This is a genomic window from Streptomyces sp. NPDC094034, from assembly GCF_040303865.1.
Classification (GTDB): Bacteria; Actinomycetota; Actinomycetes; order Streptomycetales; family Streptomycetaceae; genus Streptomyces.
In genome coordinates this window covers 154,924-179,794 of the sequence record NZ_JBEOUD010000002.1, presented here as the reverse complement: position 1 = coordinate 179,794, position 24,871 = coordinate 154,924, and the positions used below count along the sequence as shown (strand labels likewise).

17 protein-coding genes, 1 tRNA gene and 2 pseudogenes are annotated in these 24,871 nt (G+C 69.0%); 13 read left to right on the top strand and 7 right to left on the bottom strand.

The window, feature by feature from the left end; all coding sequences use genetic code 11:
- Positions 1–12 precede the first annotated feature (12 nt).
- Together ABTZ59_RS03240 and ABTZ59_RS03235 are read right to left on the bottom strand one after the other, a co-directional pair.
- Positions 13–993 carry a hypothetical protein gene (locus ABTZ59_RS03240; RefSeq protein WP_351389471.1) on the bottom strand — a complete coding sequence of 327 codons (981 nt, stop codon included), beginning with the start codon at positions 991–993 and terminating at the stop codon, positions 13–15.
- Positions 994–3,066 (bottom strand): hypothetical protein, encoded by a 2,073-nt coding sequence (locus tag ABTZ59_RS03235; RefSeq protein WP_351389468.1) that lies wholly within the window; start codon positions 3,064–3,066, stop codon positions 994–996. It abuts the gene before it with no gap.
- Positions 3,067–3,293: 227 nt separating this feature from the next.
- Here ABTZ59_RS03235 and ABTZ59_RS03230 point away from each other — a divergent pair, with 227 nt between their 5' ends.
- A complete protein-coding gene (locus tag ABTZ59_RS03230; protein WP_351389465.1) occupies positions 3,294–4,496 on the top strand; it encodes a DNA cytosine methyltransferase in 1,203 nt (400 codons plus the stop codon).
- A gap of 105 nt (positions 4,497–4,601) precedes the next feature.
- Here ABTZ59_RS03230 and ABTZ59_RS03225 read toward each other — a convergent pair.
- Positions 4,602–5,141 (bottom strand): annotated as a pseudogene (locus ABTZ59_RS03225) (GNAT family N-acetyltransferase).
- A 25-nt stretch (positions 5,142–5,166) separates the two neighbouring features.
- Between ABTZ59_RS03225 and ABTZ59_RS03220 the strand changes: the two are divergent.
- Positions 5,167–5,316: pseudogene (locus tag ABTZ59_RS03220) on the top strand (tyrosine-type recombinase/integrase); the annotation flags it as partial.
- 90 nt (positions 5,317–5,406) lie between these two features.
- On the opposite strand, the gene ABTZ59_RS03215 reads toward ABTZ59_RS03220, so the two are convergent.
- Positions 5,407–5,479 (bottom strand) — tRNA-Arg (locus ABTZ59_RS03215).
- 219 nt (positions 5,480–5,698) lie between these two features.
- Here ABTZ59_RS03215 and ABTZ59_RS03210 point away from each other — a divergent pair.
- Positions 5,699–6,454: an SDR family NAD(P)-dependent oxidoreductase gene (locus ABTZ59_RS03210; protein WP_351389459.1), complete on the top strand. Its 756-nt coding sequence runs from the start codon at positions 5,699–5,701 to the stop codon at positions 6,452–6,454.
- A 205-nt stretch (positions 6,455–6,659) separates the two neighbouring features.
- Complete coding sequence (locus ABTZ59_RS03205; protein WP_351389456.1) at positions 6,660–8,483, top strand: class I adenylate-forming enzyme family protein; 1,824 nt, start codon at positions 6,660–6,662, stop codon at positions 8,481–8,483.
- Here ABTZ59_RS03205 and ABTZ59_RS03200 read toward each other — a convergent pair.
- Positions 8,478–10,046: a M6 family metalloprotease domain-containing protein gene (locus ABTZ59_RS03200; protein ID WP_351389452.1), complete on the bottom strand. Its 1,569-nt coding sequence runs from the start codon at positions 10,044–10,046 to the stop codon at positions 8,478–8,480. The two genes, ABTZ59_RS03205 and ABTZ59_RS03200, sit on opposite strands and share 6 nt — an antisense overlap.
- A gap of 244 nt (positions 10,047–10,290) precedes the next feature.
- Here ABTZ59_RS03200 and ABTZ59_RS03195 point away from each other — a divergent pair, with 244 nt between their 5' ends.
- Complete coding sequence (locus tag ABTZ59_RS03195) at positions 10,291–10,947, top strand: TetR/AcrR family transcriptional regulator (RefSeq protein WP_351389449.1); 657 nt, start codon at positions 10,291–10,293, stop codon at positions 10,945–10,947.
- 389 nt (positions 10,948–11,336) lie between these two features.
- Complete coding sequence (locus ABTZ59_RS03190) at positions 11,337–12,872, top strand: MFS transporter (RefSeq protein ID WP_351389443.1); 1,536 nt, start codon at positions 11,337–11,339, stop codon at positions 12,870–12,872.
- 249 nt (positions 12,873–13,121) lie between these two features.
- Here the strand turns inward: ABTZ59_RS03190 and ABTZ59_RS03185 are convergent, their stop codons facing one another.
- Complete coding sequence (locus tag ABTZ59_RS03185) at positions 13,122–13,655, bottom strand: MarR family winged helix-turn-helix transcriptional regulator (RefSeq protein WP_351390103.1); 534 nt, start codon at positions 13,653–13,655, stop codon at positions 13,122–13,124.
- Between the two features lie 115 nt (positions 13,656–13,770).
- On the opposite strand from ABTZ59_RS03185, the gene ABTZ59_RS03180 reads away from it, so the two are divergent.
- Positions 13,771–14,553 (top strand): dioxygenase family protein, encoded by a 783-nt coding sequence (locus tag ABTZ59_RS03180; RefSeq protein WP_351389441.1) that lies wholly within the window; start codon positions 13,771–13,773, stop codon positions 14,551–14,553.
- A gap of 383 nt (positions 14,554–14,936) precedes the next feature.
- On the top strand, positions 14,937–15,932 hold the full coding sequence (locus ABTZ59_RS03175) for a sigma-70 family RNA polymerase sigma factor (RefSeq protein WP_249952040.1): 996 nt from the start codon (positions 14,937–14,939) through the stop codon (positions 15,930–15,932).
- 315 nt (positions 15,933–16,247) lie between these two features.
- Here the strand turns inward: ABTZ59_RS03175 and ABTZ59_RS03170 are convergent, their stop codons facing one another.
- Positions 16,248–17,228 (bottom strand): helix-turn-helix transcriptional regulator, encoded by a 981-nt coding sequence (locus tag ABTZ59_RS03170; protein ID WP_351389434.1) that lies wholly within the window; start codon positions 17,226–17,228, stop codon positions 16,248–16,250.
- A gap of 309 nt (positions 17,229–17,537) precedes the next feature.
- On the opposite strand from ABTZ59_RS03170, the gene ABTZ59_RS03165 reads away from it, so the two are divergent.
- From ABTZ59_RS03165 to ABTZ59_RS03145, 5 genes are all read left to right on the top strand, one after another.
- Complete coding sequence (locus ABTZ59_RS03165) at positions 17,538–19,058, top strand: MFS transporter (protein WP_503001992.1); 1,521 nt, start codon at positions 17,538–17,540, stop codon at positions 19,056–19,058.
- A gap of 183 nt (positions 19,059–19,241) precedes the next feature.
- A complete protein-coding gene (locus tag ABTZ59_RS03160; protein ID WP_351389424.1) occupies positions 19,242–20,618 on the top strand; it encodes a S1 family peptidase in 1,377 nt (458 codons plus the stop codon).
- A 107-nt stretch (positions 20,619–20,725) separates the two neighbouring features.
- Positions 20,726–21,487 (top strand): DeoR/GlpR family DNA-binding transcription regulator, encoded by a 762-nt coding sequence (locus ABTZ59_RS03155; protein WP_351389421.1) that lies wholly within the window; start codon positions 20,726–20,728, stop codon positions 21,485–21,487.
- Positions 21,488–21,555: 68 nt separating this feature from the next.
- A complete protein-coding gene (gene pfkB, locus ABTZ59_RS03150) occupies positions 21,556–22,503 on the top strand; it encodes a 1-phosphofructokinase (protein WP_351389418.1) in 948 nt (315 codons plus the stop codon).
- A gap of 124 nt (positions 22,504–22,627) precedes the next feature.
- Positions 22,628–24,799 (top strand): PTS fructose transporter subunit IIABC, encoded by a 2,172-nt coding sequence (locus tag ABTZ59_RS03145; RefSeq protein ID WP_351389416.1) that lies wholly within the window; start codon positions 22,628–22,630, stop codon positions 24,797–24,799.
- The last annotated feature ends 72 nt before the right edge of the window (positions 24,800–24,871 follow it).

Genomic DNA, 24,871 nt, shown 5'->3' with positions numbered 1-24,871 from the left:
CGGGAGCCAGACTTAGGGGACGAGTTGAAGTTTCTGGTATAGGGATTCGGCCAATTTGCTGGCGAATGCCTCGTCGATGTTCACGTATCTGACGTATCTCTTGTGCCCAAGGATCGGCTGCCGGTCTGACGCTGTCTGCGGGTCGAGCGCGGTTAGTTGCGGCAGCAGCCCGCTGCGTAGCACGGCGGCGCGGGCGTGGAGATGCGGTAGCTGCATGCGTTTCGGGGCGTAAAGTTCCTGTCGCAGCGGGCTGTACCGCAGCACCCAGCGCTCTGCGCGCGCGAGTTCCGCGTACATCACCGTGCGCTTGTCGGCGATGAAGCCGCTCATTTCGATCCAGTAGATATAGCGGTGGGTGTTGTAGCGCTGATACCGATAGGCGCCGTGGAGGGGTGGTTCGCCGTGGCCTTCGACATCTGTCCAGATGTCGCTGCCCCCCTCGGACATCTTCTGAGGCTCGATGCCGCCGGGCCCTCGCTGTACGCCACGCTCGGTAAGCATTTCTTGGAAGCGGGGAAGACGCAGAACGAGTTGATCCGCGGCGCGGTCCTCGAAGGCGATGCCGAGTACCTCGCAGAGGGCGCGGCATTCATCAGGGTCCGCTAGTGACACCATCCGCACCGACGGGCCGTCGGGCTGTCGATATGGCGGAAGTGGTACGACGGACTGTGCGAGGGCGGCAATGTCAGGGTCAGGGTCTTCGTGCAGCCGTTCCAGCCGCTGTATGAGCCAGAGCGGCCTTTGCCCCACCAGGAGCGCGTGCCCTCCGGAATCGGGCAAGGTGGTGAGGACCGGTGGCGTCACACTCCAGATCCGGGCTTCCCGGTCCACTTCGACATGGCCGAGAACCTGCAGGTTGTACAGCGCGATGCGCCAGTCCAGCGTCGAACTGTCCTGCTTGCCCTTCCCTAGCCATGTGTACGTGTCGCGGAAGGCATCGAGGCTCCCGGCGCCGCGTTCGGAGCACCACAGGAGCAGCTCGTCGTGCACCATTCACTTCCCTGCCGTGTAGTCGGTCCAGTCTTGTGCACAAGCCACTGCGGTGGTGGTGATGTTTCCCGAGGTCAGCCTGCGCCAGTCGGCTTGGCTCAGAATTGTCCAGGTCCCTGAAGGCACGCCATACGAGCCGGTTTGGACGATCGGGGCTCGCCAGGCCCTGGCGTTCTGGGAACTGGTCACCTGAAGCAGCCATAGAGCTTGGAAAGGCAGAGCAGCGAGTAGCGGTTCGATGTCGATCGCGTGAGGCACGTGGTCCATGGTGGCGATCCAGGCTGGCGCTTCGGGAGCGAGCTGGGCAGCGAGGCGATTCCTGCCCAGGGCGTAGATCGAGCCGCCGAGGCGCAGGAGGCTCGTCGAAGGGAGCGGGGCGCGTTGATAGCTTCCGAAGAACGAGCCGGACAAATGGCCGGGCGGCAGCCAGGGGGCGGGCGCCGACGGACTTGCCGCGTTCGGGATCCTGCTGGGGATGGTAGCCAGCTTGTCGCTCCTCGGAGGGAGCGCTAGTAGTGGCAGGGCAACCCTCTCTCGGTAGCGCTCGACCAGGGTGAAGGTGAGCTTGCGATTCTCGACCTCGATCTCGTGCTCGCCGACGGAGTGCACTCGATCCGCTAGCCGGATCGTGATCGTGTCCGTCGACACTGGGGAAACCGGCGGCAAGGGCACCCCGTCGATTGTGACGGTGCGCGGATGGTCATCGGAAGTCGCTGGCAGAACAAGGTCGGGTGCGTACCCCAGGAGGTAGGTCTGTTTGCCACCATCGATGCGGAGGCCGCCGGACAGACGGGCCAACTGCTGGTGCAGTGGGGCCAGCGGGCCGACGATGCCTCGGACCGCCGTGGTTCGGGTCGGTGTGTAGCCCCTGAACAACGTCCAGCCGTCCGGCACTTGAACTCTGCGGGGCTGGCGTACGGCGTCTGACCCACAGGCAAGCATCACCGCCTCGGCCTGCGCTGCGAAGGCAGTTCTCACCAATACCCGATGCGGCACGCCGATTTCCGCTGTATTGACGGACGTCCACTTCCCGACCAGGTCGTTGGCCTGGAGGACGTAGAGGTCGCGAGCGGGGAGCATAAGTGTGGCGGTGTCGGCGGCCAGTTCGAGCGCCGATCCCGGAGTGAGCTTCTGGTCCGGAGGCGTGAGACGTAACCATTCCGCGCCCGAGGGGACCCTGACGATGTCGCCGTTCAGACTGAGCGATTTGAGACGGAGGTGGGACGGGATGCGGGCTGCGATGCCGTAGGGGAAACCGCCGGCATCGGTCGTGAGAGACAAGGGCACATACGGCAGGCCAGCGGAGCTTCTCGGGAGCCCGTCGTAGTGGGCGAGTTCCTGCTGTAGGACGCTCGCCAGGATCGGTCGCAACTCCGGCGATGCCAGAGCGCGCTGGATTCGCGGGCTGGGCCGATTGAGCCGTACCCACTCCTGGAACCGGGCGAGGAGTTCCGCTTCGGGGACCGAATCCCCGGGCTGCGCGCCGATCGCTGACAGGAACAGCCCGACTTGCACGCGGTCCGATCCGACCAGAACGGCTTGGGACAGGGACCAGCCGATGTTGACCTGGGTCGGATGGGGAATAGCGGAGGGCAGGCCGCGGTGGCCCTGTTCATGGTCGGTCAACCACCACTTCAGGTGACCCCACAGGGTGGGGACGATCACGTCGTAGCCGTCCGGCATGCCGGAGCCTTCGTACAGTCCGAGTAGCTCGCGGAGCGGGCCGTAGTACGAAAACCGGCCGACTGCAGGGTTGTCGGAGCGGCTCATCCTGGAGGCTGCGAGCACTGTTGCTGCGAGGAGTGCGATGAAGGGCGGGTTGCCCGCGGCCCCGTGTCGGCGCCAGCGGCGAGCACGGGAGGCGATGCCTTCGAAGGGGTCGCGCCCGAAGACCCGGCTCCTGATGGCAGTTTGGAAGTTCTCGGCTGCAGTCGGGAGCGTTGTGGCAGTCTGGGTGTGCTTGGTCAGCAGTTCGGTGAGCAGGGCATCGTCTACCGACAAGTACACAGGGGCTGCTGCTTCGCGCAGGGGGAAGAAGTGTTCCGTGAGAACTCTGTTCCAACTGTCATAGTCCATGGGCAACCCCCTCATCTGCGTAGGAAGAAGTTAGCCCATCGGTAGGACATTGGTCGCTTTTCGAACACCTGTCGGATATTCTTCGGTGCCTGTGCCCGCTCAACCGCCCGACTGCCTTGACAACCGCGGTTTTCTCCGGTGAGCTCCCTCCGTCAAGACATTGAGCAGATCTACTTCGGGGAGTGCCTCCGTTGACCGCCGCACGATCGTCAGCGCGAACCCGGCCCATGGGGAAGGTGCTCTCTCTCTTCACAGGAGCGGGTGGCCTTGACGTGGGTCTGGAGAGGGCTGGACTGGCTACCGTCGCTTGCATGGAAGTTGCCGCTGACGCCAGGGCCGTGCTCGCAGTCAATCGGCCGGGATGGGCCATGCCTGGCAACGGCGATGTCAACACTGCTGCCCAGTACCTGACTCCCCGAGCGCTAGGGATGAAGCGCGGGCAACTTGACCTCATTGCGGGGGGGCCGCCTTGTCAGCCGTTTTCAAAGGCTGCGCAGTGGGCTTCGACTGCCCGCAGCGGCATGGAGGACGACCGCGCCAAGTCTGTGCACGGGATGCTCGACTTGGTTGAGGGTTTCCTCCCTAGGGCATTGCTTGTCGAGAACGTTGAGGGGTTCTTGAGAGGGAACGGGAATGCCTCCGAGGTCATTGACGAAGGGCTCGCGGGTATCAATGCCCGGCATGGCACCTCCTACAGGATGGTGGCCAAGGTAGTTGATGCAGCTGACTACGGGGTGCCTCAGCATCGACGCCGGGCTATCGGCATTGCGTACCGGGACGGTGCAGAGGTTCACCTGCCAGAGGCGACCCATGCAGGCGACCCGATGCGGGCCTGGGACGTGCTTTGGGATCTTGAAGAGGATGAGAAGCCTGTTGCTACGGGGCAATGGGCAGCGCTACTGCCCTCCATCCCGGAAGGTGGCAACTATCTCCATCTCACCGCCCGTGGCGACGGTGAGGAACTCTTCGGCTGGCGAACCCGGTACTGGTCGTTTCTGCTGAAGCTGGCCAAGGATCGACCGTCCTGGACCTTGCCGGCCTCTCCTGGGCCGAGCACTGGTCCGTTCCACTGGGATAATCGGCCCCTTTCTGTGCGTGAGCAAATGCGCTTGCAGACCTTCCCTGATGAATGGAACATCGATCAGCCGTTCCGCGCTGGTCGGCGGATGGTGGGTAACGCGACCCCCCCGCTACTTGCAGAGGCGCTGGGGCGGACAATCGTGAGAGACCTTGAACTGGGCGGGGCTTCAGCCAGGTCTCGTCTTTTGTCGGGAGCGCCGTCTTTGCTGCCCGAGCGTCAGCCGAGGGTCCCGCGTGCCGTCACGCCTGTCCCGATTCCTGAGGCGTACCAACCGTACGTGGGTACTAAGGAGGCTCATCCAGGCGAGGGGGCCGGACCTTCGCCTCGACGGTTGGCGACGAGAGGCTGAGGCTGACCTGCCCTTTTCTGCGGAATTTGCTGCTGGGGGAGCCTGCGGCCGAAGGGGAGCGTGTCGCTGCTGGCCTCAGAAGGCGCGCCGTGGTGGTGCGGGCTTTTAGTGGCTGGACCGGATCATCACGGTGAGGAGAGGCGAGGCCGGTGATGGCTGGCTCTGTCCGATGTCCTCGTACCCCCAAGACCTCTAGAGCGCGTGGACCTTTCCGTCCCCGGCGGCCGGGCTGACCATGAGCGTGACATACGGTTCGTCGCGGGCGGCGAGGAGGGACTCATGGATGCGGCGGGCGGTGCCGGTCGTCCGCCAAGTCGGTCGGACGCCGATCTCTTTCAGGGCCGCGGCCGGGCGCTCGGTGTACTTCTCCGCCGGCGTCGGGCTGGTGCGCTGCCAGTAGCGGTCGCCGTGCTCGATGGTGTTGCCGTAGGCGTAGCCGACCGGATGTCCGTCTGCATATGCGAGGACCGCCGTGAACCCTGGCTCGCTGCCGTGTCGGTCCAGGCGTTCGCCGAACGCGGTGACCGCGTAGTTCGGCAGGTGAAGGAGCGGGGCGCGCACGTCGGCGTACACATCAAGGAGGTCGCCCCGGACGGTGTCGAGCGTGGTGAACGTACGCAGTTCGATGGCGGGCGCCGTGGTCATGCGACCATCCTCCAGGCGGCGGTGTGCTCGGTCCAGGGAGCTGATGACCAGGATGGGGCACAGCACGCCCCGCGCGGCGCTGATCTATCAGCACATGGTCAACGGCCGTGACCGCGAGATCGCCGATCGGCTCGGCTCGATGATCCGCAAAGAACGAGGGGATGCGGACTTCTAGCGGACCATGTGGCACGTGTGTGGCACGGCCGTGATCATGGCGAAGGGCCAGTTCGAGGGGATCATGGCCCCGAACTGGCCCTTAGCGTTGTGCCCCCGGCAGGATTCGAACCTGCGACACCCGCTTTAGGAGAGCGGTGCTCTATCCCCTGAGCTACGAAGGCACGAAGGCATGGTGCGGCCGGTGAGGGCCGCGCCGCCGCAGACAGTGTAGCGGGTGGCGTTGTCCGGCAGGTGGCTGGTGTGGGCTGCGGCTGTCCCGGTGGTGGCGGCTCGCGCGCCTCGCGGGCGGGGCGCGGCGATGAGTTTGGCGTGGGGCGGCGGTCGTTTCATGTGGCGGGGCGTACGTTCCGTCGTATCCCGAGGTGAGAGGGAGAGCGGACATGCTGCTCAGGAACAAGACCGCTGTGGTCTACGGCGGCAGCGGGGCCGTCGGTGGCGCTGTGGCGCGGACCTTCGCGCGGGAAGGGGCGCGGGTCTTTCTCGCCGCCCGTACCCCCGGGCCGCTGGAGAGCGTCGCCTCGGGCATCAGGGCCGAGGGTGGCGCCGTCGAGACCTCCGTACTGGACGCGCTCGACGAGCGGGCCGTGGACGCGCATGCCGATGACGTGGTCGAGCGGGCGGGTGGTATCGACATCTCGTTCAATCTGATCTCGCACAACGATGTGCAGGGCACCCCGCTCGCGGACATGGCGCTCGCGGACTTCGAACGGCCCGTCGTGACCGCCCTGCGGACGAACTTCCTGACCGCGCGCGCCGCCGCGCGCCATATGAAGCCGCGCCGCTCCGGCGTGATCCTGGTGTTCGGGGGGTACGGCGATCCCACGCCCGAGTTCAGCCTGGGCGGGCTCCAAGTGGCCTTCCAGGCGCTCGAATCGCTGCGCCGCCAACTGGCGTGTGAGCTGGGGCCGTACGGGATCCGCGCGCTGACGCTCCAGACCGCCGGGATCGCGGAGACGCTCCCCGCGGACTTCGACGGACGCGAGGCCATCGTTCACGACATCGAGCGGCGCACGATGCTCAAGCGGGCCGCCTCGCTGGAGGACGTGGGGAACGTGGCCGCTTTCGCCGCCTCCGACCGCGCCCGCTCCATGACCGCGACGGCTCTCAACATCACCTGTGGGACACAGGTCGACTGAGCAGGCACCAGGCACCAGGCACCAGGCACGGCGGCCCGCCCGGCGGCGGCGTGGCGACGGCCTCGCGGCGGGCGTGGCGGCGGGCGTGGCGACGGGCGTCGTGGCGCCGGGGACGCTCTGGGCGCGGGCGGTCCGGATCGACTGCCTCCGGCCGGTGGAGTAGCGTCGCCTCCGGTTTGAGCAAGTGCTTGGAGAGATTCCCGAGGTGTCCGTGTCGCACATCCTCACCGCGCCCGGGGCGCCGTTCGCCGTCGTACGTGCCGAGAACGGCTCGCTCGTCTACGCCGAAGGGCCGCGCACCCTGCGCGAGTTCGTCGAGCCGGCCTGGGCCTTCGGCGATCAGCCGTTCCTGGTGGCCGAGGATCGGACGTATACGTACGGGGAGTTCTTCGCCGCCGCCTCCGCCCTCGCCAACCGGTTCCTCGATACGTACGGGCTGCGCCCCGGCGACCGCGCCGTCATCGCGATGCGCAACCACCCCGAGTGGCAGATCGCCTTCTGGGCCGCTCAGTTGGCGGGGCTGATCGCCGTACCCCTCAACGCCTGGTGGACCGAGGACGAGTTCCGACACGCGCTGGACGACTGCGCGCCGCGCGTCCTGCTCGTGGACGGTGAGCGGCTGCCGCGCGTCAGCCGCTGGGCGGCCGGACAGGGGCAGGGCGACGGTGAGCGGGTGCGGATCGTCGTCTTCCACCACCTCGACCGCGACGGCGACGACGGCGTGATCGGCCCGGGCACGGAGCGGTACGAGGAACTGCCCGCCCCCGATCCCGCCGCCGCGCCCCCCGACGTCGAGGTGCGGCCCGAGGACGACGCCACCATCATCTACACGTCAGGGACGACCGGGCGGCCCAAGGGCGCCGTCGCCACGCAGCTCGCCCAGGCCGGCGCGGCCATGAACCCGCGCTTCCAGGCCGCCGCCTCCGCCCTCGGACGCGGGCAGATCCCCGGCCAGGGGCCCGCGCCCATCACACTCATGACCTTCCCTTTCTTCCATGTGGCGGCGTTCACCAGCCTCTATTCGGCGATGGCCGTCGGCGGCACGCTCGTCCTGATGCGGAAGTGGGACGCACGGCGGGCCCTGGAGCTGATCCACGAGCACCGGGTGACGCACTACGCGGGCGTCCCCGCGACCGCCCTCCAACTCCTGGAGGAGGCGACGGCAGGGAACGACCCCCTGGAATCCCTCACCATGCTCGCCACCGGCGGCGCCGCCGCGCCGCCCGATCTGGTCGCCCGGCTCACCGCCCGCTACGGGGAGCGCGTCGAGGCCCGTAACGGTTACGGCCTGACGGAGACCTCCGGCGGAGTGCTCGCCAACTTCGGCGCCGACTACCGACGGTTCCCGGCGAGCGTGGGACGTCCGACGCCCGTCACCGAAGTGCGGATCGCGGATCCGGCCGGCCGGACCCTGCCCGAGGGGGAGGTGGGGGAGCTGTGCCTGCGCGGCCAGTCGCTCGTACGTGGTTACTGGCGGGACGAGGCGGCGAGCGCGCGGGCGTTCTCCCGCGACGGCTGGTTCAGGACCGGTGACCTCGCGGTCGTACGGGACGACGGGCGTGTCAGCGTCGTGGACCGGGTCAAGGACATGATCGTCCGCGGTGGCGAGAACGTGTACTGCGTCGAGGTCGAGGACGTACTCCACGCCCACCCGGACGTCATCGACGCCGCCGTGCTCGGCGTCCCCCACCCCGTGCTGGGCGAGGAGGTCGCGGCGGTGGTGCGGATCAGGCCCGGGGCCGGGACGGACGCCGGGGAACTGCGGGCGCATGTTGGGCGTCGTCTGGCCGCGTTCAAGGTGCCGGCCCATGTGCTCGTACAGGAGGAGCCGTTGCCCCGTAACCCGACCGGCAAGATCCTCAAGCGCGAGCTGCGGGACCCCGTGGCTGAGCACATCCGCTCAGGCTCAGATTCGGGCTCGGGTTTGAGTTCGGGCGCGGGCTCAGATTCGGGTTCGGGCGCGGATTCGGCCTCTGGTTCCGGCTCGGGTTCGCCCTCAGGCTCACGTCCGGGCCATGGGTCCTCATGAACGCTTCACTCTGATCTTGAAACTTCCGTCCGGCTCCTGCTCAAGCACCGAGATCTTGATGCCGCTGTCCGGGTCGGTGAAGGTCTGCCCCGGCCGGTACGGCGCGTCCGACAGCTCCGCGTGCACATTCGGTCTGCGCGTACAGCCGCCGCTGTTCGGTTTGGCGTCCGCGACGGTGATCGGGCCGCGACCCGTGTCGACCGCGGAGTCCACGCGGTAGATCAGGACCCCCGGCTCGCAGACCGCCTCGTCGTTGCCCTCGCGCGTCCGTACCTCCACCGCGTACCCCGACTCCTTGGAGATCGGCACGAACGCGAGCTTCGGCCCGCCCGTGGTGGCCAGCGGCCCGAGCACGTGGTCGCTGCTGCCCGCACCGGACGCGCAGCGTATCTGTTCGTCGTCGAGCCAGCCGAGCTTCCACTTGTGCCAGCCCAGCAGATCGTTGTTGGCGCCCCAGTCCTCGGACATGATGTCCCAGTGCCCGACCGAGCCGCCGCCGTCCATCGTGTAGAGATCGGGCAGACCGAAGACATGGCCGTTCTCGTGCGGGAGCACTCGGTAGCCGGTCTCCGCGTACGATCCCGAGCCGTCGTCCTGACGGCTGTAGACGAAGGACGTGTTGGCGAGCGGGGCGCCGTCCGCCTGGGGGGCGTCCGCGTTGCCGGAGAAGGTGACGGACAGGACGGTGTCCAGCGCCGAGGGGCCGGCGTTGGGCGTGACCAATATGTTGACCAGGTCGTACGCGCTGAAGTCCACCCGCGCGTCGGTGACGGCCACGATGTCGTCGACCAGCTTGCGGTAGCCCGGCTCGTACGGTGACCCGCGCGCGATCCCGTAATCCGCGAAGGGCAGCGGCATCCGTACCCAGTCCGGCAGCGGGGCCTCGGGACGGTAGTCGAGCCGCCCGTACGAACTGGTTCTGTACCACTGCGACGTCTTCGGGAAGAACTCGGAGAGCCGGTCGAGCGCCTTCCCCGGGCCCGGTGCGTCCGAGAAATCGATCATGAGATTGAGAGCGCGGACCTTGCCCGTGGAGCGGGAGTAACCGGGCGGGGTGGGCAGGCCCTCCGACATCTGTACGGCGTTGTTCGAGGCGATGCGGCACGGGCCGAGGGGGGAGTTCATGGCCAGTCCAGGGCCACCGGATGCGGCGAGGGTGGCGTGGAGGGGCGAACTCGCTCCGGTCAGGGCGGCGAGGGTGAGCGCGGTGAGTCCGGCGATGGCGGTGACCCGGCGGGGGCCCTTGGCGCGGGCGACGATGCCACGAACGCGGGGGATGCGGGTGCGGGTGCCGGTGCGGGTACGCGTGCGGGCCGTGCCGTCGGTGTTTCCGGCCCCGTTCCCGGCTCCGGTTCCGGCTCCGCTCCCGGCCCCGTTCTCGGCTTCGGGTCCGTGGCCGTTCTCGGCTCCGGCCCCGTGTCCGGCCCCGTTCGAGTCAGCCGTGTCCGCCGTGTCCGCCGTGTCCGCGGTGTCCGCGGTGTCTTCCGAGCCGTTTGTGGCTCCCGTGGCACCTCTGGCTCCGGCCTTGCCGCCGGATCCGCGTATCTGACGCCTCTGCTGCATGCGGTCGCCCTTTACGTCCGCGGCAGTCGGCCGTACTGACTGCGCTGTTCGATCACCCTGCGTCGGTCGGCGTGTCGGCGCTCGCTGGGTGCGCCGATCGTGGGTTGCCGCCACCGAATGGAGCAGAGTGACCCGGCTCACATGTTTGAGCGAAATAACCGGGGATGGCTTCCCCGTTTGCACCGGTGTCTCTGGAAAGCGGGGAAGCGATCCCCGCTTGCGACGATCGAGGGAAGGGTTCGACGTGACCGCCACCGCAGCCGAAACTCCTGTGCGCCGGGCGCCCCGTCCGCGTGCGGACGCCCTGCGCAATCGGGAGCGGATCGTGGCGGCGGCCCGTGAGATGTTCGTGGAGTTCGGGCCCGACGCCCCGCTCGACGAGATCGCCCGCCGTGCCGGCATCGGCAATGCCACGCTCTACCGGCATTTCGCCGACCGGTATGCCCTTGTTCACGCCGTTGTGCGCTCCGTCATGGAGAGTGTCGCCGACCAGGCGGACCGTATCGCCGCGGAGGAGTCCGACCCGTTCATCGCGCTGCGCCGCTTCGTGCATGCCGCGGCGGACGAACGAGTCGGGGCGCTCTGTCCGATGCTGTCCGCAACGTTCGACAGGGAACGTCCCGATCTGGACGCCCAGCGCGCGCGTCTGGAGACGGTTGTCGAAGGGCTCATGGAGCGGGCACGTCGGGCTGGGAGGCTGCGTACGGATGTCGCCGTCGGCGATCTGATGGTGGCGCTGTCCCAGCTCACCCGCCCACTTCCCGGCACCGGCTGCCTGGGTATGGACCGGTTCATCCACCGGCATCTCCAGCTGTTCCTCGATGGCCTGGAAGCACCCGCCAGGTCCGAACTGGCCGGCTCGGCCGTGACTCTGGAGGATCTGCGCCGCGCCGCTCCGTGACGCGCCCTTGAACCAACGCACCGGCCAGGACCGCGAACCCCGGCGGCCAGGCCCCCACAGTCCCAGTAGTCCATTCCAGTCCCACCAGCCCACCGCGTGGCCCACAGGCGGCTCCGGCGACTTCAGTCGCTCCATCAGGCAGTAGCTCCCGGGGTACCGGCAGCTCCAGTGGCCCGCTCAGCTCAGAGGTCGGCCGGCCCATGCCCGAAGGCCCCGGCCGGTGGCTCGCGCACCAGCGGTCGCACCAGAGGCTCCGTCGACCGCATGACTCGCATGACCGCATGACTCGCATGACCACATGACTTCGACCCCATGACTTCGTAAGTCACGCAACGTCGCGTGCGCTTACGTACGTTTTCGCCTTTACGCACCCTTAGGTGGATCGCTCCATGTCAAAAACAGCCGAAACACGGCGCCCCGAACCGGGTGCCACGGCCGTCGACCCCAGCCGCTGGAAAGCGCTGGTGTTCATCGCCCTCGCGCAGCTCATGGTCGTGCTCGACGCGACGATCGTGAATATCGCGCTGCCCTCCGCCCAGCAGGATCTGGGGATATCGGACGGCAACAAGCAGTGGGTCATCACGGCCTACGCCCTCGCCTTCGGCGGTCTGCTGCTCTTCGGCGGGCGCATCGCCGACCTGTGGGGCCGTAAGCGCACGTTCGTCACCGGCCTCATCGGCTTCGCCGCCGCGTCCGCCATCGGCGGCGCTGCCAACAGCGAGGGGCTGCTCCTCGGCGCCCGCGCACTCCAGGGTGTCTTCGGCGCGCTGCTCGCTCCCGCCGCTCTGTCGCTGCTCGCCGTGACCTTCACCGATGCCAAGGAGCGGGCCAAGGCCTTCGGCATCTTCGGAGCGATCGCCGGTGGCGGTGGCGCCGTGGGTCTGATCCTCGGTGGATTCCTCACCGAGTACCTGGACTGGCGCTGGACGTTCTTCGTCAACATCCCGTTCGCGATCGTGGCCGCGCTGGGCGCGTACTTCGTGATCCGCGAGCCCGCCGACGGCCGCAACCGCTCCGCGCTGGACATTCCTGGTGTCGTGCTCTCCACGCTGGGCCTGGTCTCGCTGGTGTACGGCTTCACCCGCGCCGAGTCCGACGGCTGGAGCGACGCGACGACGATCTCGCTCTTCGTCGCCGCCGCGGTCCTGCTGGCGGCGTTCGTGGCCGTCGAGTCGAGGGTCAAGGCTCCGCTGCTGCCGCTGCGCGTGGTGACCAACCGCAACCGCGCGGGTGTCTACCTCTCGCTGGGCCTTGCCATCATCGGCATGTTCGGTCTGTTCCTCTTCCTGACCTACTACCTCCAGGTCGTCGAGGGGTACTCGCCGGTCAAGACGGGCTTCGCGTTCATGCCGATGATCGTGGGCATGATCACGGGCTCGACACAGATCGGCGCCCGGCTGATGACCCGGGTGCCGCCGCGGTACCTGATGGGTCCCGGCTTCCTGGTCGCGTCCGTCGGCATGCTGCTGCTGACCCAGCTGGAGATCGGCTCCTCGTACGCCGGTCTGATCCTGCCGGCGGAGCTGCTGCTCGGCCTCGGTATGGGTACGGCGTTCATGCCGGCCATGGCGCTCGCCACGCACGGCATCGAGCCGCGTGACGCGGGTGTCGCCTCGGCGATGGTGAACACCTCGCAGCAGGTGGGCGGCGCGATCGGTACGGCGCTGCTGAACACGATCGCGGCCTCGGCCACGACCGCGTACGTCGCCTCCCACGCGGCGACGGCCACCAACGCGCAGCTGCTTGAGCTCCAGGCCCTGGTGGCCGGCTTCTCCAGCGCGATCTGGTGGGCGGTCGGCATCCTGCTGGTCTCCGCGACCATCGCCGTGACCCTCATCAACACGGGCCGTCCCGGCACTTCGCCGGTCGCCTCGGGTGCCGAGGGCGCGGAGGACGAGATCAAGATGCCGGTGGCGATGCACTGACGGCTGTCCTTGGGGCAGCGTGCTGGCAAGGCCGCTGCCCCAAGGGATGGAAATGGCCTGGAAATGGCCTGGAACTGCCCCGGTGCCGCCGCGATCCAGCGGTGGCACCGGGGCAGCTCGGTGTCCGTAGACCGTCGGGCGCCGCCAGAACAGAACGCGTCCACTAGAACGCGCCCTCCAGAACGCCTACGCCGGAGCGTCGTGCGTTGGACGTGGTAGGCGGGAGCGTCGTACGCCAGACGTCGTACGTCAGCGGCGCCAGGGCAGATCCGCGCCCGTACCCTCCGGCTGGAGCCCTTCCGCCATCACGCGCATGATCTCGCCGAGCTGACCGACCTGCTCGGGGCTGAGCCGGTCGAAGATCGCCTGGCGTACGGCGGCCACATGGCCCGGCGCCGACTTCTCCAGGACATCGTTTCCCTGGTCCGTCAGGAACGCGTTCTGCCCGCGCTTGTCGGAGGGACAGTCCTCACGCCGCACCCAGCCGTGCCGCTCCAGCCGCGCGATCGCGTGCGACAGCCGTGACCTGGTGATTTTGGCGTCCTTGGCCAGCTGGGTCATTCGCATCCGACGCCGGGGGGCGCGGGCGAGATGCACGAGCAGGGCGTAGTAGATGTGCGGCATCCCGGCGTCGCGCTGGAGCTGGCGGTCGAGATGGTCCTCCAGCAACGTGGTGGCCTGGAGATACGCCTGCCAGACGCGCTGCTCCTCGTCGCTGAGCCAGCGAGGCTCCCCGCCCGTACCGGCGCCGCTGCCGGTGGATGCCGTGGTCATATATTCCACTCTACCCATTCTTGAAAGTTAAACTAGATCCGGTTAGGGTTCCAGAAAGTGAATGCTTGAGGGTTCAAGTAGATCGATTGACAGCGCAAGCCGATCGACAGACACGGGAGCAGCAATGAACGCCATCGCGGAGCGCATGCCCGCCCTCTATCTCTCCCATGGGGCCCCGCCGCTGGCCGACGATCCGGTCTGGCCCGGTGAACTGGCCGCCTGGTCCGCGACGCTGCCCCGCCCCAAGGCGATCCTGATGGTCTCCGCGCACTGGGAAGAGGCCCCGCTCGCGCTCGGCGCGACCGAGACCGTGCCACTGGTGTACGACTTCTGGGGGTTCCCGGAGCGCTACTACACGGTGGGGTACGCGGCGCCGGGGGCGCCCGCGCTGGCCGATTCCGTACGGAAGCTGCTGCGCGCCCCCGGAACGCCGGTGCAGGACGTGCCGGACCGCGGGCTCGATCATGGAGCGTATGTGCCGCTGGTGGAGATGTTCCCGGAGGCCGACATTCCGGTGCTTCAGGTCTCCATGCCCACGCTCGACCCGCGGAAGCTGCTGGAGATCGGCCGCAAGCTGGCGCCGCTGAGGGACGAAGGCGTACTGATCGTCGGCAGCGGCTTCTTCACCCACAACCTGGCCGCGCTGCGGCAGACGGACGGCGGGGTGCCCGGCTGGTCGGCGGAGTTCGACGACTGGGGTACGAGGGCGCTGCGGGCGCGGGATGTCGACGCCCTGCTCGATTTCGAGCACAAGGCCCCGGCCGGCCGCCTCGCCCACCCCCGTACGGAGCACTTCGCTCCCCTTTTCGTGACGCTGGGCGCCTCGGAGGGTGAGCTGGAGAGCTGCCGGAGCGTGATCGACGGCTTCTGGATGGGGTTGGCGAAGAGATCGGTGCAGTTCGGCTGAGGGTCGCCCCCTGCGATTCGCCCGGCGAGCGGACGCCTGGTGAGCGCACCCCTGGCGACCGGTCGAGCAACCAAAGACGGGCCCGCGCCGTCTTCAGGAATGTGGGGTTACAGGGATACGGAACCACCGGGTCCCGGCCCGTGACCTCGCTCCGAACCTCGCTCCGAACCTTGCTCCGAACCTTGCTCCGATCCCCGCCCTGACCTGCGCTTCTGAACCTCTCCGCGACACCGGCCGACCCGTCGCGGCGGCACAGGGTACTGCATGATCACAAAATCCATGTACGGCATGGGAATTCTGTCCGGATTCCAGTCGTTGTTTCCTTCGGATGCAGGGCACCCGGGAGGGTGTCGCGACCTACTCAGTTCAGTAAGGGAGCTCGCATGGCAACCCGTGCCGTCGCCCGTCGTACCGCCTCTGGCGGGACGAAAGCGGCAAGCGGTGTTCGCGCTGTAGGCGGGGAGATCGCCGACCGCGACCTGGTCGGCATGTACCTCGACGAGATCGCGCGTACGCCGCTGCTCGACGCCGCAAAGGAAGTCGAGCTGTCCCAGACCATCGAGGCCGGAGTCTACGCCCGGCAGATCCTCGACGGAGAGGTGAAGAGCGAAGCGGGTGGCGCTTCGCACGAAGAGCTTGAGGCGCTGGTCGCCGCGGGCGAGCGTGCGAAGGACATCTTCATCCGTTCGAACCTCCGCCTGGTGGTCGCCGTGGCGCGGCGCTACCCGCGCAGCGGTCTGCCCCTGCTGGACCTGATCCAGGAGGGCAATGCCGGCCTGGTGCGTGCCGTGGAGAAATTCGACTACGCCAAGGGCTTCAAGTTCTCGACGTATGCGACGTGGTGGATCCGGCAGGCCATCACGCGTTCCATAGCGGACCAGTCACGGACGATCCGGCTGCCGGTCCATCTGGTGGAGGAGCTGGGCAGGATCCGGCGCGTTCAGCGGGAGTTCAACCGCGAGAACGGACGGGATCCGGAGCCCGAGGAGGTCGCCGCGGAGCTGGGGTCGAACCCGGCGCGGATCAATGACGTACTGGACTGGGCGCGTGACCCGGTCAGTCTGAACATGTCGGTGGACGATGAGGGAGACACGCAGTTCGGTGATCTGCTGGAGGACACCTCCGCGGTATCGCCCGAGCAGTCCGTGCTGACGCTGCTGCGCAGTGAGGAGCTGGAGGATCTGATCGGCAAGCTCGACCAGCGCACGGCCTCGATCATCAAGATGCGGTACGGCATCGAGGACGGCCGCGAGCGGACGCTCACCGAGGTCGGCAAGCAGCATGGTCTGACTCGCGAGCGGATACGGCAGATCGAGAAGCACGCGCTGATGGAGTTGAAAAAGATGGCTCGTGACACTGGATTCGACGCGGCGGCGTGACGTCGGCGTGCTGTAGCCGTAGTGTCGCCCTTGCTCGTACTGTCTCTCCGAGCTCTTCGGGCTTTCCGGGCTCTCCGAGCGGTACGCACGGGCCGATCCGTCGGCCCCCGAGAACGAGCCCCGGCACCAACCCCCCCCAGGTGCCGGGGCTCACCTCTGTCCGGGGTGTGTGCGCCCTGGCACCGCGAGGGGTGCTGGGGGCACTGGTGAAGGCGGAGAGGGCCCCGGGGGTGAAGGTGGAGAGGGCCCCGGGGGTGAAGGTGAAGGGGGCCACGGGAGCGAAGGTGAAGGATCCCGGGGAGAGGGAAGCGGCTCCTACGACGCCGCTTCCGGTTCCGGGGCGGCCGCCCGTGTGAGTCTCGCTCCCAGATCCCGCAGGTAGTCCGTCAGTTCTTCCGGTTGGTGCGCCGTGAACTCGCAGTCCACCAGGGCCAGTCGCAGCGCCAGCCACTCCAGCGAGTCTTTCACCGAGGTGCGCAGCCGACAGGAGTCCTGGCCGGTGGGTTCGGGCGCGCCGAGATGGGCCGGGAGCCTCGCCGCCACGAACGGCGCGGGCGCCCGGAAGCTCACGTCCACCTCCATCCGCGGCTGCATCCGGGACATCGACCGGCTCAGGAACTTCGCCGCGTCCCCGGTGGGCAGCTCACGCGGGCGGAACCGCGCGCCGGTGGCGAAGGGGTCGCTGACCCGGTCGACCCGGAACGTACGCCAGTCCTCGCGCCCGAGGTCGTACGCCACCAGATACCAGCGTCGGCCGGTGGAGACGAGACGGTACGGCTCGACCTGCCGCTTCGTCTCCGTACCGTCGCCCGAGCGGTAGCCGAACCGCAGCCGCTCGGTGGCGGTGACCGCCGAGGCCATCACCGTCAGAGTGCGCGGATCGATGGTGGCGCCGTCGCCCCGGGTGAGGGGAATCGTCGCGGCTTGAAGCGTGGAGACGCGGTGGCGCAGCCGGGAGGGCAGCACCTGCTCCAGCTTCGCGAGTGCTCTTACGGATGCCTCCTCCACGCCCTCGATGGCATGGCCCGCCCCGGCGCGCAGCCCGACGGCGATGGCGACGGCCTCCTCGTCGTCCAGGAGCAGTGGCGGCATGGCGGCGCCCGCGACCAGCCGGTAGCCGCCCACCGCGCCCATGGTGGCTTCGACGGGGTAGCCGAGGGCGCGCAGCCGGTCGATGTCGCGGCGGATGGTGCGCGGGCTGACGCTGAGCCGCTCGGCCAGCTCACTGCCCGGCCACTCGCGCGGAGTCTGGAGGAGGGAGAGGAGCGTGAGGAGCCGCGCCGGGGTGTCGGTCATGGGATCCATGGTGCGCGCCCTCTAGGACATGTTCTGGCCTAGATGGTCTCTAGCTTCCTCGGCATGAGTTCTTCGCACGCCTCTTCGCACGCCTCTTCTCATGCCTCTTCTCCGTCTTCTCCGTCTTCTTCCGCTCCCCCAACGTCTGTGGCTGTTCTGGACAAGGCTTCCACTTCCGGTGCCGGTGCCGGTGCCGGTGCGGATGCGGATGCCGAGTCCGGTCCCGGGGTTTCTGGCAGTGGCTCGGCCGTCGGCGGAACGGTCTCCGCGCCCGGCGACCGTCGTCGCTGGCTGGCCCTCGCCGTCGTCATGACCGCCGCGTTCATGGACCTGGTCGACGTCACCATCGTCAATATCGCCATCCCGAGCATCGAACGGGACCTGGGCGCCTCCTTCGGTGCCATCCAGTGGATCACCGCCGGATACGCACTCGCCTTCGCCGCGGGACTGATCACCGGCGGTCGGCTCGGTGACATATACGGCCGCAAGCGGCTCTTCCTGATCGGAATCACCGGCTTCACGATCGCCTCCGCGCTCTGCGGCTTCGCCGCGAACCCGGAGATGCTGGCCGGCTCACGGCTGCTCCAGGGCGCGATGGCGGCGATGATGGTCCCGCAGGTCCTCGCGATCATCCATGTCACCTTCCCCGCGCACGAACGCGGCAAGGTCTTCGGGATGTTCGGCGCGATCGTCGGCCTCGGCGCCGTTTCGGGACCGCTGCTCGGCGCGCTGCTGACGCAGTGGAACATCGCCGGGCTGGAGTGGCGGCCCATCTTCCTGATCAATCTGCCGGTCGGGATCGCGGGCGTACTCCTCGGCCGGAAGTTCATCATCGAGTCCAAGGCACCCAAGGCCCTCCGGCTCGATCTGGTCGGCGTGGTGCTGGTGGTCGTCGCGCTGCTGATGCTGATCTACCCGCTCACACGCGGGCGCGAGCTGGGCTGGCCGCTCTGGGGCCATCTGTGCATGGCGGGCAGCGTGCTGGTGTTCGCGGGCTTCGTGGCGTACGAGAAGAGGAAGACGCGCAAGGATGGTTCGCCGCTCGTCGAGCTGTCGCTGTTCAAGGTGAAGAGTTTCGCCGCGGGTATCGCCGTGCAGCTGACCTTCGGGGTCGCTCTGGGCATCTTCTTCCTGGTCTGGACGCTCTATATGCAGGTAGGTCTCGGCTGGAGCCCGCTGCGGGCGGGGCTCACGGGAGTGCCGTTCTCGATCGCGGTCTCGGTGGCGGCGGGGCTGTCCGTACAGAAGCTGGTGCCGCGCTTCGGCCGGAAGGTGCTCCAGGCGGGCGCGCTCACGATGGCCGTGGGGCTGCTGCTCTACATCTGGGAGGCCGGCCGGTACGGAACGGAGATCCACGCCTGGCAGATGGCGCTGCCGTTGACGGTGATGGGGCTCGGCATGGGTCTGATCGTCGCGCCGCTGACGGACGCGGTGCTGTCCGGGGTGCCGCGCGAGCACGCGGGTTCGGCGTCCGGTCTGATCAACACCACGCAGCAGATGGGCAGCGCGCTGGGGCTCGGGCTGGTGTCGGTGGTGTTCTTCGGCGTGATCGACGACCGGGTCGGTGGCGCCCCGGCCGACGGCCCTTTGGCGGTCGGCACGGCCTTCGTGGACGGATTCCAGCACGCGCTGTGGTGGGTGGTCGCGGTGCTCGCGGCGATCTTCGTGGTGATGTTCGCGCTGCCGGCGCGGCCGAAGCGGCAGGAGGAGGAGCCGGACGCGGAGTCGTCGAAGGCGGAGCAGTTGGCTGGGGAGACGTCGGACGCGGGGTCGTCGCGGGCGGAGCAGTTGGCTGGGGAGAAGTCGGCCGTGGAGGGTGCTCGGGCGTAGTGGCCATTCGCATCCGGAGACCCGCACCAGACAGGCGTCAGGTGCGGGTCTCCGGGGTGCCCGTCAAGCGCGTACTGCCGAGCTGAACACAACTCAGGTCCCCTCCGTATCAAGGCCCATAGCGCCCAGCGCGTTTCGTCTGCTGCCGACGAGCGGACTCCGTTCCCCACAGGAGGTCACGAGTTGAGCCACACACGCATACCCAAGCGGAAGATCGTCTTCGCTGGGGGAGGTGCCGCCGCCGTGGTGGCCGCCGCGATTCTGCTGCCCCAGGCCAATGCCTCGCAGACCGGATCCGCCCCCACTCAGGCCCCGGCCCCGTCGCCCAGGACTCTGAGCGCCTTATCCGCGGGGGACTTGGCCGCGCGGATCGCCGCGCGGCTGGGTCCGGCCTTCGCCGGTGCCTACTACGACAAGGACAGGCAGCAGATCACCGTCAATGTCGTCGGCGACGACAGCGATACGCGTGCCGAAGTCGCCAGGGCGGGAGCCGTGGTGCGAAGCGTCAAGAACAGCACGGCCCAACTGAAGTCCGCCGCGACGACATTGCGGCAGCAGGCCACCATTCCGGGCACCGCGTGGGCCGTCGATCCGAGGACGAACCGGATCCAGGTCACGGCGGACCGTACCGTCACCGGCGACGACTGGGACCGGATCGAGTCCACGGTCGAGTCGTTGGGCGCGGACACGGCTCGTATCAAGAAGTCCGCGGGCGAGTTCAAGACCGTCGCCGCGGGCGGTGACGCCATCTTCGGCGGCGGCGCGCGCTGCTCGCTCGGCTTCAACGTCATCGACGGCAACGGCGCGCCCGGCTTCCTCACCGCCGGCCACTGCGGAGTCGCCGCCGCCGAGTGGTCGGACGCCGCGGGCGGGGCGCCGGTGGGCACCGTCCAGCAGGCGATCTTCCCTGGCGAGGGCGACTTCGCGCTCGTCGGTTACGACGACGCCACCACTCAGGCTCCGAGCGCGGTCGACACGGGCGACGGACAGCTTGTGGAGATCACCGGGGCCGCCGAGGCCACGGTGGGCCAGGCGGTGATCCGGATGGGCAGCACCACCGGGCTGAGCGACGGCTCGGTCACCGGCCTCGACGCCACCGTCAACTACGCGGAGGGTACGGTCACCGGCTTGATCCAGACCGATGTCTGCGCGGAGCCCGGTGACAGCGGCGGCCCCCTCTTCACCGCGGACGGCAGCGCCATCGGTCTGACCTCAGGTGGCAGCGGCGACTGCACCGTCGGCGGCGAGACGTTCTTCCAGCCCGTGACCACCGCGCTGGCGGCGGTCGGCGCTCAGATCGGCGACGGGCCTGTTGGCGACGGTTCCGTTGGGGACGGGTCTGTCGGCGACGGGTCCGACGAGGGTGCCGTCGGCAACGACAGTGGTGCCGTTGGGAACGACGGCGGTGCCGTTGGGAACGACGGCGGTGCCGTTGGGAACGACGGCGGTGCCGTCGGCAACGACGACGGTGCCGCCGGCAACGACGACGGTGCCGCCGGCAACGACGACGGCGAGGGAGCCGTCAACTACGGCGAGAGCGCGATCGCCGAGAACGGCTGACGCCCGACTCTGTCCGTACCGTGCCCGGGTCTGTTTACTTTCTGGAAATCTGGGCGTAGCGTGTCGCCGAAACCACAGGTTCGGGCACGGAATGGACGTAAAACCACATGTACGCACCGGAGCGACAGCAGGAGATCCTGCGCCTCGCCCGCGAGGGCGGCCGCGTCGATGTGCTGTCGCTGGCCGAGGAGTTCCAGGTCACCGCCGAGACCGTACGGCGTGATCTCAAGGCCCTGGACCGGGCCGGGCTCGTGCGGCGTGTGCATGGTGGGGCCATACCGGCCGGGCGGCTCGACTTCGAACCCGATCTCGCGGAGCGCGAGTCCACCGCCGCCGACGAGAAGGACCGTATCGCGCACGCGGCGCTCGCCGAGCTGCCGGAGGACGGCAGCGTGATCCTGGACGCCGGTTCGACCGTGGCGCGGCTCGCGGCGGCGCTGCCACTGGAGTGCGGTCTCACCGTCGTCACCCACGCGCTGCCCGTCGCCGCCCGCCTGGCCGACCACCCGGGCATCGATCTCCATCTCGTCGGGGGCAGGGTGCGGCACCGCACGCGCGCCGCCGTCGACGCCTGGGCCCTGCGCGCGTACGGCGAGATCCGCGCCGATGTCGTCTTTCTCGGCACGAACGGGTTCTCGCCGGAGGGCGGTCTCACCACCCCGGACCTCGCGGAAGCCGCGGTCAAGCGCGCGCTCGTCGGCGCCGCCCGTCGGGTGGTGCTGCTCGCCGACTCCGCCAAGCACGGCCAGGAGCACTTCGCGCGCTTCGGCGCTCTCGCCGATGTCGACCTGCTCATCACCGACAGCGGGCTCAGCCCTTCGGAGGTCGCGGCGGTAGAGGCCGCGGGCACCGAAGTGCTGTGCGTCTAGCCGTGCGAGCAGGAGCCGTGCGACCAGTAGCTGTGCGACCAGTAGCCGTGCGACCAGGAGAGCGCCGCATGATTCTCACCGTCACCCCGAACCCGAGCCTGGACCGTACGTACGAGGTCCCGGCCCTCGGCCGAGGCGAAGTGCTGCGCGCCACGGCCGAGCGCATGGACCCCGGCGGCAAGGGGGTCAATGTCTCGCGGGCCGTCGCCGCGGCGGGCCGGCGTACGGTCGCCGTACTGCCGCTCGGCGGCGCGCCGGGCGCGCTCGTCGCCGAACTGCTCGCGGAGCAGGGCATCGAGGTCACGCCGGTGCCGGTCGCCGGCGCGACCCGTTCCAACATCGCGCTCGCCGAGCCGGACGGCACGCTGACGAAGATCAACGCGCCGGGTCCGGAACTGACGGCCGTCGAGTCCGAGTCGCTGCTCTCCACGATCCGTACGCACGCGGGAGCGGCCGCCTGGATCGCCTGCTGCGGCAGTCTGCCGCGCGGTCTCGCACCGGAGTGGTACGCCGAGTTGGTCGCCCGAGCGCATCGCGCCGGAGCCAGGATCGCGCTGGACACCTCGGGCCCCTCGCTGCTCGCCGCCCTCCGGGAACGGCCGGACGTCGTCAAGCCGAACGCCGAAGAGCTGGCCCAGGCCGTCGGCCGCCCCTTGGCGACGGTGGGCGACGCGGTCAAGGCCGCGGAGGAGCTGCGAACCTACGGCGCCGGATCCGTGCTCGCCAGCCTCGGCGCGGACGGGCAACTGCTGGTCTCGGAGGCGGGTACGTACTTCGGCTCCGCCGCCGTCGCCGCGGTACGCAGTAACGTCGGTGCGGGCGACGCCTCGCTGGCCGGGTTCCTGGCTGCGGGCGGCGAAGGCCCCGACGCTCTCGCGTCCGCCGTCGCGCACGGTGCGGCGGCGGTGCAGCTGCCGGGCAGCGTGATGCCGTCGCCCGCGGACCTGGACCCGTCGGCGGTCACGGTGACCGCGGACGTCCCGCTGGACCGTCCTCTCACGGAGCCCGCTTCATGATCCCGTCCCCGTCCCCGTCCCCGCCCGCGCCCCCATCCACCACCCGGTACCCCCCTACCTCTCACCCCCCTACCTCTTCTGCCACTCACCTGACCCGCGCGACAAGCAAGCGAAGGAGCCCGCGATGAGCGACATGATCACCGCGGACCTGGTCGACCTCGACCTGGCCGCCGAGACGAAGGAAGCCGCGGCCCGCTCGCTGGCCGAACGGATGGTGGCCCTGGGCCGGGTCACCGACCTGGACGGCTTCCTTGCCGATGTGGCCGCGCGCGAGGCGCAGATGCCGACCGGCCTCGACGGCGGTATCGGTATCCCGCACTGCCGAAGTGCCCATGTCAGCGAACCCACCCTGGCCTTCGGCCGCTCGGCACGGGGCATCGACTTCGGAGCCCCGGACGGTCCCGCTGATCTGATCTTCCTGATCGCGGCCCCGGCCGGTGCCGATGACGCCCATCTGACGATCCTCTCCGCCCTGGCGCGGCGCCTGATGAACGAGGACTTCACCACGGCCCTGCGTACGGCGACGGACGCGACCGCGGCGGCATCGCTGATACGTGGCGAGGACGCCGCGCGACCCGCGTCCGAGCCGCGACCCGAGCCCGAGCCGGAGCCCGCGACACCTGCCGGATCCGCCGCCCCGGCAACGCCGTCGGAGGAGCCCCCGGCCACGCCCCCGGCAGCGGACGGCCCTTCGGCAGCGGACGATCCTTCGGCAGCAGGGAAGCCTTCGGTTACAGGGAAGCCTTCGACGGCTGAGGAGCCCGAGAAGTCCCCCGCCCGCGTCTTCCGGATCGTCGCCGTCACCTCCTGTCCCACCGGGATCGCCCACACCTATATGGCCGCCGAGGCGCTGGAACAGGCCGGGCAGCAGGCGGGTGTCGAGATGACCGTCGAGCCGCAGGGGTCCGCCGGATTCAACCGGCTCGACCCCGCCGTCATCGCCGCCGCCGACGCCGTGATCTTCGCGCACGATGTGCCGGTACGGGAGAAGGAGCGGTTCGCCGGGAAACCCACCGTCGACGTCGGCGTGAAGGCCGGTATCAACCGGCCCGCCGAACTGATAGCCGAGGTACGCGGCAAGGCGGAGCGCGGCGAGGTCACCGGTACGGCGAGCGACCACGCCTCGCCCGTGGACAACGCGGGCGAACCGGGCGAGGGCTACGGCACCAAGCTGCGTAAGTGGCTGATGTCCGGCGTGAGTTACATGGTTCCCTTCGTGGCCGCGGGCGGGCTTCTGATCGCCCTCGGCTTCGCTATCGGCGGCTACACCATCAACAAGGCTCCTTCCGTCGCCGAGCACTTCATCTGGACGGACCACACCAGCTGGGCCGCCCTGCTGTTCCAGATCGGCGGCCTGGCGTTCAGCTTCCTGGTACCGGTCCTCGCGGGCTATATCGCGTACGGGATGGCCGACCGCCCCGGTCTGGTGCCCGGCTTCGTCGGCGGCTCCATCGCCCTCACCATCAACGCGGGCTTCCTGGGCGGCCTGGCCGCCGGTCTGATCGCCGGTGGCACGGTGATGGCCATCCAGAAGCTGAGGGTCCCCGCCCCGCTGCGCGGCATCATGCCGGTCGTCGTGATCCCGCTGATCTCCTCGGCGATCGTCGGCTTCCTGATGTTCCTGGTGGTCGGAAAACCCATCGCCTCGCTCCAAAAGGCGCTGACCGACTGGCTGTCCGGTCTCTCCGGCGCCAACGCGATCATCCTCGGTGTCGTTCTCGGCCTGATGATGTGCTTCGACCTGGGCGGCCCGCTGAACAAGGTCGCGTACGCCTTCGCGGTCGGCGGCCTCGCCAACCCCAATGAGGGCAGCCTCAAGGTCATGGCAGCCGTGATGGCCGCCGGCATGGTCCCGCCGCTCGCCATGGCGCTGGCCACGACCGTACGCGGCAGGCTGTTCACCCGTACCGAACGGGAGAACGGCAAGGCCGCCTGGGTGCTCGGTGCCTCCTTCATCACCGAGGGCGCGATCCCCTTCGCGGCCGCCGACCCGCTGCGGGTGATCCCGTCCGCGATGGCGGGCGGTGCGGTCACCGGCGCGCTGTCGATGCTCTTCGAGTGCACGCTCCGGGCCCCGCACGGCGGCATCTTCGTGATCCCGCTGATCGGCAATCCGTTCCTCTACCTGGTCGCGATCGCGGCGGGTACGGCGGTGAGCGCCGGGCTGGTCATCCTGCTCAAGCAAGCCCGCGGGACGGGCCGCCCGGACCGGACGGCGGACGCCGGGAGCGCCGCCGACGGCATCACCGGTGACGGGGGCCCCGGAGCGGACGCCAAGGTGCCGCTTGCCGCCTGAGCCGGCTCCTCGTGGTCGTACGTCGCCCACCCCTGGCGGCGTACGACCCACCCGGTCCCGTCCCCGGCCTCA

Bases quoted from the DNA above. Each gene is read 5' to 3' on its own strand.
- ABTZ59_RS03240 (WP_351389471.1), bottom strand. From the start codon at position 993: ATGGTGCACGACGAGCTGCTCCTGTGGTGCTCCGAACGCGGCGCCGGG.
- ABTZ59_RS03180 (WP_351389441.1), top strand. From the start codon at position 13,771: ATGAACGCCATCGCGGAGCGCATGCCCGCCCTCTATCTCTCCCATGGG.
- ABTZ59_RS03235 (WP_351389468.1), bottom strand. From the start codon at position 3,066: ATGGACTATGACAGTTGGAACAGAGTTCTCACGGAACACTTCTTCCCC.
- ABTZ59_RS03230 (WP_351389465.1), top strand. From the start codon at position 3,294: ATGGGGAAGGTGCTCTCTCTCTTCACAGGAGCGGGTGGCCTTGACGTG.
- ABTZ59_RS03170 (WP_351389434.1), bottom strand. From the start codon at position 17,228: ATGACCGACACCCCGGCGCGGCTCCTCACGCTCCTCTCCCTCCTCCAG.
- ABTZ59_RS03145 (WP_351389416.1), top strand. From the start codon at position 22,628: ATGAGCGACATGATCACCGCGGACCTGGTCGACCTCGACCTGGCCGCC.
- ABTZ59_RS03200 (WP_351389452.1), bottom strand. From the start codon at position 10,046: ATGCAGCAGAGGCGTCAGATACGCGGATCCGGCGGCAAGGCCGGAGCC.
- ABTZ59_RS03190 (WP_351389443.1), top strand. From the start codon at position 11,337: ATGTCAAAAACAGCCGAAACACGGCGCCCCGAACCGGGTGCCACGGCC.
- ABTZ59_RS03155 (WP_351389421.1), top strand. From the start codon at position 20,726: ATGTACGCACCGGAGCGACAGCAGGAGATCCTGCGCCTCGCCCGCGAG.
- pfkB (WP_351389418.1), top strand. From the start codon at position 21,556: ATGATTCTCACCGTCACCCCGAACCCGAGCCTGGACCGTACGTACGAG.
- ABTZ59_RS03210 (WP_351389459.1), top strand. From the start codon at position 5,699: ATGCTGCTCAGGAACAAGACCGCTGTGGTCTACGGCGGCAGCGGGGCC.
- ABTZ59_RS03175 (WP_249952040.1), top strand. From the start codon at position 14,937: ATGGCAACCCGTGCCGTCGCCCGTCGTACCGCCTCTGGCGGGACGAAA.
- ABTZ59_RS03165 (WP_503001992.1), top strand. From the start codon at position 17,538: ATGACCGCCGCGTTCATGGACCTGGTCGACGTCACCATCGTCAATATC.